At 43.6% G+C, this 14,616-nt stretch carries 10 protein-coding genes and 1 pseudogene; 6 read left to right on the plus strand and 5 right to left on the minus strand.

Annotation, left to right across the window (positions count from 1 at the left end; translation table 11 throughout):
* Window positions 1–255: 255 nt before the first annotated feature.
* Window positions 256–5,769, minus strand: coding sequence for an AAA family ATPase (locus QUA16_RS31935; protein ID WP_333108319.1), 5,514 nt, complete (start codon window positions 5,767–5,769; stop codon window positions 256–258).
* A gap of 1,446 nt (window positions 5,770–7,215) precedes the next feature.
* On the opposite strand from QUA16_RS31935, the gene bchB reads away from it, so the two are divergent.
* The gene (gene bchB, locus QUA16_RS31940) at window positions 7,216–8,742 is read left to right on the plus strand and encodes a ferredoxin:protochlorophyllide reductase (ATP-dependent) subunit B (protein WP_190659189.1); all 1,527 of its coding nucleotides are present in this window, start codon (window positions 7,216–7,218) and stop codon (window positions 8,740–8,742) included.
* 51 nt (window positions 8,743–8,793) lie between these two features.
* On the opposite strand, the gene QUA16_RS31945 is transcribed toward bchB, so the two are convergent.
* A complete protein-coding gene (locus QUA16_RS31945; RefSeq protein ID WP_333108320.1) occupies window positions 8,794–9,861 on the minus strand; it encodes a cold shock domain-containing protein in 1,068 nt (355 codons plus the stop codon).
* A gap of 161 nt (window positions 9,862–10,022) precedes the next feature.
* Between QUA16_RS31945 and QUA16_RS31950 the strand changes: the two genes are divergently transcribed.
* A complete protein-coding gene (locus QUA16_RS31950; RefSeq protein WP_333108321.1) occupies window positions 10,023–10,298 on the plus strand; it encodes a DUF2283 domain-containing protein in 276 nt (91 codons plus the stop codon).
* An 18-nt stretch (window positions 10,299–10,316) separates the two neighbouring features.
* Window positions 10,317–10,505: pseudogene (locus QUA16_RS31955) on the plus strand (DUF2188 domain-containing protein); the annotation flags it as partial.
* A 408-nt stretch (window positions 10,506–10,913) separates the two neighbouring features.
* On the opposite strand, the gene QUA16_RS31960 reads toward QUA16_RS31955, so the two are convergent.
* The 3 genes from QUA16_RS31960 to QUA16_RS31970 all read right to left on the minus strand — a co-directional run bounded on the left by QUA16_RS31960 (window position 10,914) and on the right by QUA16_RS31970 (window position 12,692).
* Window positions 10,914–11,210, minus strand: coding sequence for a hypothetical protein (locus tag QUA16_RS31960; RefSeq protein ID WP_333108323.1), 297 nt, complete (start codon window positions 11,208–11,210; stop codon window positions 10,914–10,916).
* A gap of 91 nt (window positions 11,211–11,301) precedes the next feature.
* Window positions 11,302–11,919 (minus strand): Uma2 family endonuclease, encoded by a 618-nt coding sequence (locus QUA16_RS31965; protein ID WP_333108324.1) that lies wholly within the window; start codon window positions 11,917–11,919, stop codon window positions 11,302–11,304.
* Window positions 11,920–12,062: 143 nt separating this feature from the next.
* Window positions 12,063–12,692 carry a Uma2 family endonuclease gene (locus tag QUA16_RS31970; protein WP_333108326.1) on the minus strand — a complete coding sequence of 210 codons (630 nt, stop codon included), beginning with the start codon at window positions 12,690–12,692 and terminating at the stop codon, window positions 12,063–12,065.
* Between the two features lie 123 nt (window positions 12,693–12,815).
* Between QUA16_RS31970 and QUA16_RS31975 the strand changes: the two genes are divergently transcribed.
* The 3 genes from QUA16_RS31975 to QUA16_RS31985 all read left to right on the plus strand — a co-directional run bounded on the left by QUA16_RS31975 (window position 12,816) and on the right by QUA16_RS31985 (window position 14,380).
* On the plus strand, window positions 12,816–12,956 hold the full coding sequence (locus QUA16_RS31975) for a hypothetical protein (RefSeq protein ID WP_333108329.1): 141 nt from the start codon (window positions 12,816–12,818) through the stop codon (window positions 12,954–12,956).
* 309 nt (window positions 12,957–13,265) lie between these two features.
* Window positions 13,266–13,472 (plus strand): ribbon-helix-helix domain-containing protein, encoded by a 207-nt coding sequence (locus QUA16_RS31980; protein WP_333108327.1) that lies wholly within the window; start codon window positions 13,266–13,268, stop codon window positions 13,470–13,472.
* A gap of 449 nt (window positions 13,473–13,921) precedes the next feature.
* Window positions 13,922–14,380 carry a hypothetical protein gene (locus tag QUA16_RS31985; RefSeq protein WP_333108328.1) on the plus strand — a complete coding sequence of 153 codons (459 nt, stop codon included), beginning with the start codon at window positions 13,922–13,924 and terminating at the stop codon, window positions 14,378–14,380.
* Window positions 14,381–14,616: the final 236 nt, after the last annotated feature.

Genomic DNA, 14,616 nt, shown 5'->3' on the forward strand with positions numbered 1-14,616 from the left:
GCCCGTCCAAAAAGGACGGGCGGGACGCCCATCCCACAATAACAATTAAAATTGTAAGTTATTTAATTCGCGCTCCTAACTTATTTTATAAATTCCTGCAACAGCGATGCCCACTCAGCTTCGCAGAATCGTCAACAATCACGAACGGCGCAAGCGGATTTACGCAGATAAACAGAGGTAGAGACGTTGATTCTTCCATTTTCCCTGAAACATCCTTACTCTTTCAGCAATGCTGTGGGTTGATAGTAGCGCCGATTACAAAACTTGCCTGGGCGCGATCGGAATTTCAATAATAAACTCGCTCCCCTCTCCGGGTGCAGAAACGCAAGTCAATTTTCCGCCATGAGAACTCACAACAATCGAGTGAGAAATAGACAATCCCAAACCAGTTCCCGAACCCACGGGCTTAGTTGTAAAAAATGGATCGAATATCTTGTGCAGCACCTCAGCGCTCATCCCCGGCCCGCTGTCAGCAATTCTAATTATGACAGAATTCCTGTGAGTCACCTCTGTAGAAATTGTAATCGTCGGCTGTTGATGAGAGTTTTCCGGGCAATCTCTTGCTACGAGGAGAGCATCGATCGCATTTGTCAAAATATTCATAAATACCTGATTCAACTGAGACGCATAACAAGTAATTAGGGGTAGCGTGCTGTAATTTTTAATCACCTCAATTCCCAAACGCCCGCCCTCTTTTCTCAGGCGCGGTTGCAGCAACATCACCGTACTGTCGATGCCTTGATGGATATCTACCGACTTCATTTGCGCTTCGTCGAGGCGCGAGAAATTCCGCAAGCTTAGCACAATATCCCGGATTCTTTCCGCTCCTACTTTCATGGAATCCAGCAGCTTTTGCAAATCCTCGCTCAAAAATTCCAGCTCAATTGTTTCAATTTCTTCTAGAATTTCCTCAGCAGGTTCTGGATAGTGCTGCTGGTAAAGCTCAATCAATTTTAGCAAGTCTTTAACGTATTCGCTAGCCGGATTAAGATTGCCGTAGATGAAACTTACAGGATTATTAATTTCGTGAGCTACACCAGCCACCATTTGCCCCAAACTAGACATCTTTTCCGTTTGGATTAATTGAGCTTGAGTTAGTTTAAGTTCGCGCAAAGTTTGTTCTAAACGCTCGTTCTTTTCATTTAACTCCTGCGTCCGCTCTTGCACTTTCTGTTCAACCGAATTGTAAAGTAGAGCATTTTCCAAAGAAATAGCAACTTGGGAAGAAAGCAACCTTAAAACTTCCAATCTGTGGGGAGTAAATGCTCCGACAGTCAAATTGTTTTCTAAATAAAGAATGCCGATCAGTTTGCCTTGATTGATGATTGGAGTACACAAAATAGATTGCAGTTTGTGTTTAGCGATGTAAGGATCGGCTGTGAATAGTCCCTCACCCGCCGCATTGCTCAATACCAAATCCGAGCGAGTCCTTTCCACATAATTAATCACCGTCACAGGTAAATCGTGATAGTCTGCAACAGGCGTAAATTGCAGCACCGCTACATCTTCAGCAAATACTGACGCTTTAGCTGAAATCAACAGTTGACCATCTCTGACTAAAATCAGAAAACCTAATTGAGCACCCGCATTTTCTAAGGAGATTCTCATCAAAGAAGCCAGCAACTTATCGAGGACAATTTCGCTAGAAATCGCCAGAGATGCTTTCATTACCGTTGCTAAATCCAGCACTCTCGCATCGCTGCCCGTAGAAGTATGAATAGTTGTGGTAGTTTGATTGTTGTTAAAACTTCCGTTGATCGGCGTCATTTCCCGCAACTGCGGATACTTCTGTTCTAAATCTTCTACTTTGCGAACTGCACCCCAGCGCAAGTAGCACGAGTGAGCTTCGCGCAAGTGAATTTTGGCATATTGATACTTGCCTTTACTCAACCAAAACTTAGCTGCTAGTTCATTAGCTAGCGCTTCATTTTGGACAAACTCATTGTCTTGGGCTAAATTGATAGAAAAATCGTACAGTTCTACAGCTTCTGAATCTTTCTTGGAAATTCTGGCTATTTCTGCTTGTACTAAAAGATACTTGTGCAGAAAATTTTCGGCACAGTTGTCTGCCCAAATTTTCATCTGTTTTTGGTTTTCCTCTAACTTTTCCAAGTATTCCTTTTGCTTCTCTTCTGAAACATTTGGGAAAACGGCGGCTAAAGTTAGAGAAAAGAAAAAATTCCATTCGGTAGCGGGTATGGCTCCGGTAATAAAAGATAGCTGTTTTTCTACTTCAAAAGCTAGTTGTAGCGCTTCGTTGAAGTTGCCGTACCAGTACATTACCTGGCATTTGCGAATCTGATAAAGGCACAGCGAGTACAAATTTTGATGAGCTTGACAGTTGTGGACGTATTCAGCTTCGCTGATATCTTCGCTTTCAAATACAAACTTTTCAGGAGTTAGTTTGCTCAAGTTACGGAGGATTAACTCTACCCCTAATAAGATATCGGTTACGAGCTGATTTTTGGTTTTTTGGCTGAACTGCAAATACCTGCTCGTATCGACCAGAATTTGCGAAATTTCTTTACCTTGAAAAAATGAGTTAGCTATGCGGTTGGACAGGATATAACCCGCATACTCTAAATCTCCTGATTCTAAAGCTGCTTGATATCCTTCATTGCTGATCGCGTGGGAATCTTTGATGTGGTTGAACCAGTAATAAAAAATACTGACCAGGGATGAACAAGCTCTGCACTTCAAGCCGATATTACCAGATTTTTCGCTGAGATTCAGCGATAGCAAGCCGAATTGATAGGCAGCTTTGTAATCTCCCGAAACTGCGTTTAAGAACATACCGTAGCCAGCATAGCAAAGAGAGGCTTCGGGTACTAAACCATATTGTAGAGAAAGATTGACTCCTTTTAAAACGCTGACTTTCCACAAGTCTGGATTTTTGAGGTACGCCGATGTCAGCAAGTTTGTAATTAATTTGACTGCAACTTTTTTGTCGGGTACAGTCATTTCGGGGGCGTCAATCAGCGAAGCTATTTCTCTACCTGCTAAAATATTTGTGGCTGCTGCAAATTCTTCGGATATGACTTTTTGTAGCCCGTCTAGGGGCAAGTCAATGCCTAGTAAGTCCAAAGCTTTGATTCCGGCTTTAACGGCTTCTTCGTACTTCGCCCGCAGGGTGTACTGCACGATCAGCAGGTTGTAAATTTCTACCTTTTCTAAGGGCGATCGCGCTTTTTCCAGAGTTATATTAATAAATTCTTCAGACTTCTCGAAATAACCGTTTAAATACTCAACATTTGCCCGCTCCATGTGCAAGGCAAAGGCTAAATCGTAGTGGGCATCCCAAATATCGGCGCTCAAACCGTCCATGCCGGCGGTCAAATACTGCAAGGCAGCAACATAAGCAGTGGCATCTTTGGCTCTGCGGGCCGCGTCTAAATTCAGCGTTGCCAGTTCAATTAATTCTCGATCGTCTTTAATTAGCGATCGAGCCACATTCAAGTGATCGACTAATTCAAAGATTCTGTCAGCGCGATATTCAGCCGGGGTGTTTTCTAGGATTTGCCTGCCTATTTTCAGGTGAACTGCCTTTTTTTGCGAGTCGTCGATCAGAGCGTAAGCGGCTTGCTGTACGCGATCGTGCAAAAATTTATAATTCAGAATTAATAGTGGAAACAGCACGTAATCTAATGACTTGCTTTCCAATTCCGAAGTTGGCAGAATCAGTCCCGACTTAATCGCGGGCAACAGGTGAGAAAAAGTTTCCGAGGCTTCTTTTTCATTAATTAAAGAAAGAGTATTCAAGTCAAATTCGTTGCCCAAACAAGCCACCAAACGCAAAACTTGCTGCGTTGAGCTTGGCAGTTTTCTCAATTTTTGTACCATCAAATCTACTACATTGTCAGTGATAGCGCACTGCTCAATTTGAGTCATATCCCAATGCCAGCCGCCCTTGCTCCCCGACTGTGGCGGGTGAAAAACTAGCAGGTTTTCCTGATACAATGTTTGTAGGAATTGATTTACAAAAAAAGGATTGCCGTCGGTTTTGCTGATTACCAATTCAGCTAACGGTTTGACAGATTCTCGATCGCTGTGCAAAGTCTCCGCAATCAAATGAGTTATGTTTTCCACCCCCAGCGGCGACAAAGCAATCTGATTAATGATAGCTTCCTGATTTCGCAGCGTCTCCACAGTCATCATTAAAGGATGAGTAGGACTAACTTCATTATCCCGATAAGCACCAATTAAAAACAGATATTGCGTAGCTTCATCTGTCATCATCAACTCTATCAGCTTGAGAGTAGCAGAATCAGCCCACTGCAAATCGTCGAGAAAAATGACCAGCGGATGTTCTGGCTGGCAAAATACGCGAATGAAATTTTGAAATACTAAATTAAAGCGGTTCAAAGATTCCGTCGGCCCCAATTCAGCTACAGGAGACTGAGCTCCGACAATTAGTTCAACTTCGGGAATGACATCAATAATAATTTGTCCGTTTTGACCGAAAGAAGTGCGGAGTTTTTCGCGCCAAACTGCTAATTGAGCTTCGCTTTCAGTTAACAGTTGTCGCACCAACTCCGAAAAAGCGCTGACAACGGCAGAGTAAGGAATAGTCCGCTTGTACTGGTCAAACTTTCCCCAAATAAAATATCCACGTCGGCGGGTAATCGGTTTGTCTAAAATCTTCACCATTGCAGATTTGCCAATGCCGGAATAACCGGCAATCAGCATCATCTCGCTGCGGGATTTATGCTGTCCTCTCGCCAAAACTGACAAGGGAATTTCTTTTTTCGATCTGCTCTCTTTTTTGATGACAGAAATTTGAGAATCGTCGGTGCGGTAGCCTCGATTATTTGTTGCTGCTACCCGTTCAAATGCCGCTAAAAGAGTTTCAACTTCTCGCTGTCTGCCGTAAAGTTTTTGAGGTATTTGAAATTTGTCGGAAATATCTTGGCGACCGAGAGGAAAATCGGAAACAAACCCAGATGTTTGCCACTGAAACAGGCAGGATTCCAAATCTGCTTTTAGTCCCCAAGCACTTTGATAGCGCTCCTCAGCGGTTTTTGCTAACAATTTCATCACAATATCTGAAACAGCTTTAGGAATTTCTGGGGCTATTTCAGCGAGAGGTACTGGCTGTTTGGCGATGTGACAGTGAACTAACTCCATAGGATCTGTAGTGGGAAAAGGGAGTTGTCCTGCCAGGATTTCATAGAAGGTCACGCCGAGGGAATAAAAGTCGGTGCGGTAATCGACTACCCGGTTCATTCTGCCGGTTTGTTCGGGCGACATATAGGCTAAAGTCCCTTCTAGAAAATTGGGATTTTTACTGGGAATATTTTCCAGGTTGGATGCTATGGAGATGCTAAAGTCTATTAGTTTCACTTGTCCTGTAGCAGGATTAAAAACTATATTAGAGGGATTTATATCTTTATGAATTACATTTTTCCCGTGAATTTCTCCCAAAGTTTCAGCAACTTTGATGGCAGTAGTCAGAAATCCTAAAAGGGTAAATTTTTGGGAACCCATAAATATTTTTAATGATTCCCCCCCAAAATCTTCTAAGATCATTGCCAGACTATTTCTAACCTGTTGCAACTTATACACTTTCACAACTCCGTCCAACAGGCTTAAGTTGGCAGTGATCTCATATTCGCGCTTGTATCTATTCAGTTCTTCAGGAGTCGGATAGTCTTCTTTGATAAGTTTGATAATAACAGGTTGGTTGTTCTGCTCGTTGTGGCCGCGGTAAACCAGGGAAGTGCTGCTTTCATAAATGAGAGCGAGAACTGCAACGCCGGGAATTGCCATCATAGTTGGGTTCTCTCAAATTAGGTGTGCTTGGTCAATGTTACAGGACTGACGCGCGGCGGGCTAGAAACCCGGTTTCTTCGTTGCTAGTCGTTGACAAACCCAAGATTTTTTCGGGTAAATCGGGTTTCTTTTCGTAAATCCTATATTATTCTTCATTATCGCTCAAGAGCTATCTTTTGGGATGTGTGGGAAGGCAGGCCTTGACAGGAATGAGCTACTGCTGACAAAAGCACGCTGGGGCTTTCGTCACCTCCGCAGTTAGGTAAACAAAATCACAAATACAGGATTTGTGCAAGCATTTACTTTAATGCTCGATCGCCATGTTGACAACTAAATCATCTCAGATTCCAAGCAATCGCTTGACTTTAGTGGAGCGTCACCACATCTCGTGAAAATACGCAAGTGCTGAAAGATTTATTTTTTCCGGCGATCGGGCACGAATTTGGGGAGCTTAAAAAAAACCGGGCGGTGCAAATCTTAACTATAATTGGCGACCGAGGCGCGGAGGGAGTTAAGTGTTGCTTCGGAATCTGCAATTTCCTTCTGTTCTATCTATTTTGACCGATCGATTAACAATACTAACTGACCGAAAGCATCCAGGATACAAGCCCCCTGATTCATTCCTTCCCAGACTCAGAACCCAGAAATAAAAAACCTGTATCCGATAAACAAACCCCCGAATTTATCCGTGGGGTCAATTCTAAAATCTAAAATCTAAAATCTAAAATCTAAAATCGATTGACCGTTTGACCAGAGTAAATTGGACAAAAAATGCAGAATTATTGCACCTTGTCTGGTGCGCGGCCGCGAACCCTACATTAATCAAATTTGCCTAACTCTTAAGAAAAGTTGAGGAAAGATTAAGAATTATTGCCATAAAACCCAGGTAAAGTTGTTTGAATTGCGAGTCAAATCCCAAGCAGGGAAAGCGTTTGAGCATTTCCTAAATCTGTAAATTCTCAGAAAATTAGTATTTCTCAAGGATTCATCCGGTGAGAAAATCAGAAACAACCTTAAAATTTAGCAGTAATCGCCCGATCGGGCAATTCTCAACCAGCACCAGGAAAATACCTGTCAGTAACTCAGCCCTAAAGGGACTGAGCTTGTTAGAGCGATCGAGCAAGCTGTGCTGACGGGCCTAAGACCTTAGAGGTCTACGTTATTTGAGTCATGACACCCTGTGGATGCGAAGCTAGTCCCCTGCCCTGTCATCTGCAATTAAACAGTCTTAAAGTCACTAAGGCAGTGTTGCAGGTCTAAAAAGCTCTTATAACATTGGCGAAGCTAACATTACCCCGCAAGGGAGATCGAGGCAACCATACCTCACCGGAGGGGCAACCATACCCCTCCACCCCTCGCCGGAGGGGATTCAAGGCGGTTTTAACCGCCAAGTCGTTTCCTCTCAGGTCTAAAGACTCTGAGTTTCCCACTTACCGAGTATTTTTTATGAAATTGGCTTATTGGATGTACGCAGGCCCAGCCCACATCGGCACTTTGCGCGTGGCCACTTCCTTCAAAAACGTCCATGCGATCATGCACGCACCCATAGGAGACGACTATTTCAACGTCATGCGTTCCATGTTGGAGAGGGAACGGGATTTCACCCCGGTAACTACCAGCGTTGTTGACAGACACGTACTGGCGCGGGGTTCGCAGGAACGGGTGGTGGACAACATCACCCGCAAAGACAGAGAAGAGCACCCAGATTTAATCGTGCTCACCCCGACTTGCACCTCCAGCATTCTGCAAGAAGACTTGGAAAACTTCGTGGAGAGAGCTCAATTGGATGCCAAAGGCGATGTATTGCTGGCGGATGTTAACCATTACCGCGTCAACGAACTGCAAGCAGCCGATCGCACTTTGGATCAAATCGTCCAATTTTACATAAACAAAGCCCGCAAAAAAGGCGATTTAGTAGAAGCTAAAAGCGAAAAACCATCTGTCAACATTATCGGTATGTCTACGCTGGGTTTCCACAACCAGCACGATTGCACCGAGTTGAAGCGTTTGATGGCAGATTTGGGCATTGAAGTCAACGAAGTTATTCCCGAAGGTGCTTCGGTTCATAACTTGAAAAGACTGCCACGCGCTTGGTTTAACTTGGTTCCTTATCGGGAATTGGGAATGATGGCAGGGGAGTATTTGCAAAAAGAATTCGGCACGCCGATGGTGGATATTACGCCGATGGGTGTGGTGGAAACGGCGCGCTGTATCCGCAAGATTCAGCAAGTTTTGAATGCTCAAGGTGCCGATGTTGATTACGAAAATTTTATTGACCAACAAACTCGATTTGTGTCGCAGGCTGCTTGGTTTTCGCGATCGATCGACTGCCAAAATTTAACCGGCAAAAAAGCCGTCGTATTTGGCGATAATACGCACGCTGCGGCGATGACGAAGATTTTGGCTCGCGAGATGGGAATCCACGTTGTGTGGGCTGGAACCTACTGCAAACACGACGCTGACTGGTTCCGGGAACAGGTTAGCGAGTATTGCGATGAAGTGCTGGTGACGGACGATCACGGGGCGATCGGGGATGCGATCGCCAAAGCGGAACCTTCGGCCATTTTCGGCACGCAAATGGAACGCCACGTTGGTAAGCGGTTGGATATTCCCTGCGGCGTAATTGCTGCACCGATTCACGTCCAAAATTTCCCGATCGGCTACAAGCCATTTTTGGGTTATGAAGGCACGAATCAGTGCGTAGATTTGGTCTACAATTCCTTCACTTTGGGAATGGAAGACCACTTGCTGGAAATCTTCGGCGGCCACGATACCAAGGAAGTGATTACCAAGGGAATTTCGGCTGATTCTGATATGGGTTGGACGAAGGATGGACAGGCTGAATTGAATAAAATCCCTGGTTTTGTGCGGGGTAAGGTGAAGCGGAATACTGAGAAGTTCGCGCGCGATCGGGGGATTGATAAGATTACCGTTGAGGTGCTGTACGCAGCCAAGGAATCTGTCGGCGCGTAGGTTATTGGTGGGGTGGGCATTTGCCCACCTCACTCAAAATGCAAAACTGCTTTAAGCAGGAATGACCTTTTCTATACGAGATAATAGATTAAGGGCCAAATCATCTTCTTCTATCACGTCTCGGTTTAATCTCTCTTGAAGTAGCCAAATAAGATGATTTACCGAAACTTCCTTAACTTTGATATTACCGTAATCACTGATTTCTCGCGTTTGACCTAGAGTAATAATCCAAACTTGTTTGCTTTTGCCATCAATTCTAAGAGTTTTTTTCTTTTGTACACCGTCTGAAGATCTCAGGTTAAATGTCAACTGAGCCTGCTCAAGCTTATTTATATAGTTTTCAATCTGGTCTTTTTTATATTCTTCAAAACCCTCCCTGAGCGTGCAATCATACATTACTGCAAGGTTGCCAATAATGAAAAATCCATCGGCTCTACCAGCTTGGTTTCTTTTGTCATATTGATAGAGATAATGGATGCCCAAATTTTTCAGTAATAAAAAAGTCAAGTCCTCAAATTCACTTGAGCTGGTTGTATGTACTATTCGCTTAAATTGCTCAATTATTAGGTTTTTAAGTTCATCACAGGTAATAGGCGTTGAGATAGACTCAGCAGGATAATCATTTTGATCTATTTGCTCAACATCAATAAGCTGGATTCTATTGGCGAAGAGTCTCCCATCTTGGCTCTCACCAATAGTAAAGGTAACTGCATCCCCCACTTTAAGAGTTTCCAATTTATTCTCTTCTACTTGCTTGGCAATAAAATAGAGGTCTTGATTGCTACCCTCAAGTGTAATATAACCCGATTGCCTGTTGAGAAAAATTTTTTTGACATGACCACGAAAGCGAGTTTCTGTTGTACAATCCTTATTAGTCTTTTCGGCGCTAACTAATTGTACTTTATTAGCAAAAACTAGCGTGCCATCCTTACCTTTGCCAACAGTAAAAGTAACGATATCTCCCGGCTTCAAAGTTTCAAATTTATCGTGTTCAACTTGTGAAGCGATAAAATAAAGGTTATCACTTTTATCATCGGGTGAAATGAAGCCGCCTCTTTTGTCATTCAGAATTTTTACTACTCGTCCTTGCAAACGGCTTGTCTCTGAAATTTCCCCCATTTTTTGCCTCGAATACTGAACGATGAGTGATAAAATATCTTTTAGCTGAGAAGGATTAACTTTATCATAACTTTAGTATAAGCTTGAAAGAGTCTTTGCTACCAGAAATTTATCACAACAGCTTACCTGAGAAAACAGCCATCATCAAATAAGCGAATTATATGGATAAAACAGTAAAAATTCTCGAAGATCCCACAACTATTACAGGTTTCTACGATCGAGAAGCGGATGTTCTATATATCTCGCTGGGAGAACCGCGCGAGGGTGTAGCTGTGGACATTAGCGATGGAGCGATCGCCCGCTATCATGAGGATAGTGAAACTATTGTCGGCATTACTTTAATTGGATTGCGACACCGGGTATTGGAGGAATTGAATCACAAAATGCACGTAGCACCTCATTCAAATGGGTGGGCGGTGACAGAGGAAAATGTATAGTCAAGTCAAAAGGTATTTCCCACTCAGGAAGCAGCGTTTAAATATGCAGTGGGTTCTGCAAAAGCTCAATGGCTTGATGTGGTAATTCACGGTGAAAATGGAGAAGTTCAGGAAACGATCAATCCAGCCATAGATGCGCTGTTGCAGCGTAGAAGCGATCGCCCCGAATCTGACGGAGAGAAGCGCGAATATTTGGGAAGTGTTTAGATTTAGGGCAATAGATATCTGTTACTCAAGGCAGAATATATCGGATTATTTAGCTGTTGTAGGGGCGGGTTCACCAACCATCTGCGCCAAAAATAAACAATATTGAAAACCCGCCCCCACCAAACGATAAATCTCATCCGGTAGGCTGCGGATATGTGAGATTTGCGATTTATTTCGGAGATTGTCGATTGCAACGCACCCATTGTTTTTTGGTATTTATCATGGGGATAGGGCGGGTTTTTGAGATTGTTAGTTTTTGTCAGAGATGGTTGGTGAACCCGCCCCTAATTGTTTTTTGGTATTTATCATGGGGATAGGGCGGGTTTTTGAGATTGCTAGTTTTTGTCAGAGATGGTTGGTGAACCCGCCCCTACAAGTCAACGGATGTATCAAATAAAACGTTCGTTTTTATATAAACTTCCCGATTCTTTCACCGCGAATATCGGGAATAATTCTATCCCAATTAATCAGTCCTTGATTTTTTATTGATGATGCTTTGACGACTAAAACTCCACCCACATAATGAACCTCGCACTCTTCATCCATATTTGCTGGTTGGCTGTTGCCAGTTTCATCAGGCGGCGAAGCTACTTGCTGCTTTCTGGGCTGCCATAACAGGAAATCAGCAAAGTTGAGGATTTCTTGCAGTTCGACTTCAGAGAAATTTTTCAGTTGGTCAACAATTTGTTCTTGGATAGGTATCACGGCTATTTTTTGCTTGCTTAACACGATCGCTAGATTCAGTTTAACACCAGGCCTGAGCGATCGCCCTTCTCAAACAAGCGTGCGATCGCCCTCACTCCTCATTTTGACTATCTTCTTGCTCAACTTGCTCAAAATTCACTTTCTTATAAATACCAGATAGAGGAATTTCTAACTGGAAGGAATTAAACACTAAAGCCTTATCTTCCTCATCATACTCGCTATACAACCATCTTTTATTCTCGGTTTTAGAATACTGCTCGATTTTGATTTTTGTTTGGTCAATCAGAATGTATTCTCGAAAAGAAGGAATAGTTTTGTAAAATGTAAACTTGTCAACTCGATCGTAGTTTTTAGTAGACTTTGATAAAACTTCCACAATAACTTGAGGGTTGGTAATCGTGTCAGTGCGATTGTTGCGGTACTCAGGTAGCCCTAAAATTACCATTACATCGGGATAAGTGTACAGTCGCACTTTTGGTATCCACAGACGCACGTCACCGATGAAGACATCATACTCTTGTTCTGGAAGAGCGAAATTTAAAGCAATGTAAACGTTTCCTGCGATGCGATTGTGATTCGTAGATCCGCCTGTCATAGGAATAATTTCGCCGTCGAGATATTCGCTTTTGTACTCTGCTGTTTCTTCCAGTGCTAAATATTGCTCTTCTGTGCAGTAACGTTGCTCGGTTGTTTGCAAAGTGCCTGTCATGTTGATGTTCTCCCACAAGGATGTTGAACAAATACTTTTTTTGAGTACGCGCGTGCGAAGCTATCCCGTTCGCGAAGCGTTCCCGAAGGGTAGGGAATCGCTCACTTAAATGATAACCCGCATTTCCAAGAAAGCGATCGCCCTTATTCCTCCCCGCTTTCTTCTGGCTCATTTTCCGCCTCAAAATCCACCTTCTCATAGACATCTGCCAGCGGCACTTCAACTTGAAAGAAATTCAAAACTAGCGCCGCATCCTCCTCATCATACTGACGGTACGACCACCGCTTGTTTGCCAGCTTACAATACTGTTCTACATAAACCTGAGATTGGTCAATCAGAATATACTCTTGAAATGTCGGCAGCGTTTGATAAAACTTAAACTTATCACTGCGATCGTAAGCTTTCGTAGATTTCGATAAAACTTCCACAATCACTTGAGGATTCATCACCGTATCCTGGCGATTATTGAAATACTCAGGTTTCCCCGGAATTACCATCACATCGGGATAAGTATAAGTTCGCTTTTTCGGCAGCCACAGACGCACGTCGCCCATGAAAACATCATAGTCAAGTCCCTTAAGAGCAAGACGTAATGCTATGCTCATATTCAGGGCAATGCGATTGTGATTCGTAGTTCCACCTGTCATAGGAATAATTACTCCATCGCGATATTCACTTTTATACTCTGCTGCTTCTTCCAGGGCTAGATATTCTTCGGGAGTGAAGTAGCGCTGTGCTGTTGGCTGTTCTGTTACTTGTAGAATAGCTGTCACGGTGTTTTTCCCAACTCAATTGATATCTTGCGTCCAGTTTAACATTGCCCGAAAGTAGGCGCGGGCTCTCCTGCCCAACCCCTACTCCCCACAACAAAAACCATTCTTTGTGGAACAGGCATCTTGCCTGTTTTTGATAAGATTCCAACATCTACGATCGCCCTCTTTCAACCAAGGGCGATCGCACTTAATCAACTCGCAACCCAAATTAATCGATCGGATCGAAAACTAGAGTCAATCGAGCCGCGGGAAGCAGTTGTTTGAGAATTCGCAAATGACCCTCTGCATCAGACCAACTGCGAAAGCGACCGACAACGACCCTTTGTAGATTTGGAAGCAAACGAACAACGATCCACGGTCTGAGACGTTTCTCATACGGCATAATAGGTGTATCTCCTTGTTAATTGGAGCCAAAGCCAGTCCTGAGCCCTCGGAAAGCATCGGACTGGCTTTTGACTGAGCCTTGATGGGATTAGACGAATTGTAACATAATAAGCCCAAATATGTGTCAGTAGATTTTTAAGAATAGGGTAACAACACGATCGGGAGCGTAAGCTTGTACCATTAAGAGCGTTGGCAAACAAACAAACATTTACATTGAGCAAGCGCGTTCACGTTACCTTTCCTGATTACGTATATGAAGCTTTGGATCGATGGGCTGACAAGCAAGGCAGATCCACGGCTAACCTGATAGCCTTTCTCGTGGAAACGGCTTTATTGGAAGCCCAACAAAGGGGAGAAGTACCCTCTGGGCCTGAAGATCCCAAAAGCGACACGTAAAGACTTCCCTCGTGGGTTACGGGGGCGTGTCGCGCGATCGCACTTATCGAAATTGATGAAAATTAGCATCCGCGCCCGCAGTTGGCGCACAATATTTAAAATAATTCTCTGCTTTGTCCTCGCGATCGCCTGTTAGTGCATAAGTCCTATCAGCAATCGAAAGTGCCAGTTATTTAATTGTCCGTCGGCTAGTCAGTTGCAGAGAAACTCACAAAAAAATATCATTCTCAGTAACCAGCTTTCGACTATACATTCAATCCTATTGTGGGGCGGGCTTCTAGCCTGCCCCTAAAAGCTTATTGAGAATAGTGGCAGATCTCAGGGGAAACGGAAATTCCATCCCAGGATTTCCTCCTTGAGGCCAATTGTGAAAACTGTACAGTTCGATCGCCCTAATCAATCCAACTTACCTAGATTAGACGCATCAACATATTTTAAACGAATGACTTATGAACTTCACAGCAAGACTCACACAAACCAGCTTACTCGGTTTAATGCTATTTGCCAGCAATCCAGCGGCAACCTTGGCTCTAGGACAATCGAACACAAGCACTGCACCAACAGCGTCTCGCACTCAGTCTCCGATTGAAACCATACAAATAGCTAATGTATCCACTCCCGAAAAACAGGTGAGAGATTTTTGTGTTCGCAAAAGACAGACACTGGCAAACTATTTCGAGACCAGCAACTTTCGGATTTATCTGTGCTACAACAGGGCCAATCAACTATATTACTACGGCGTTAAAAAGAGTAACGGCAGCACGATCGCCCTGCGTGCTCGAACTGAAGAGGGGACTGGTTACGTGGCAAAAAATGGCACCTACGATTACATCGTTACAGGAGCTAGCCTTAGTATTTATAACAAAGGCAAACGCATTCTCGAACAACGAGTGATTCGCTCCCTTTAGTATTTAAATGCGATCGGGCTTTAGAGCCCCGACTTTTTCAAAAAGCCGGGGCTCTAACAGAATATCTGGCTTTTCTGCTGAGGCAGACGAAAGTTTGTCTAATTTAACCTCGAATTCAAATGACCAAGAATTTCTTGATGGTACCCGCCACGTGATTTCTCCGTGGAATCAATCCAAAATCTAAAATCTAAAATCCTCAAGCCCCCGAATTTATCTCGCGCAAGTCAATCCAAAAT

The organism is Microcoleus sp. S13_C3 (genome assembly GCF_036700905.1).
Lineage (GTDB): Bacteria > Cyanobacteriota > Cyanobacteriia > Cyanobacteriales > Microcoleaceae > Microcoleus.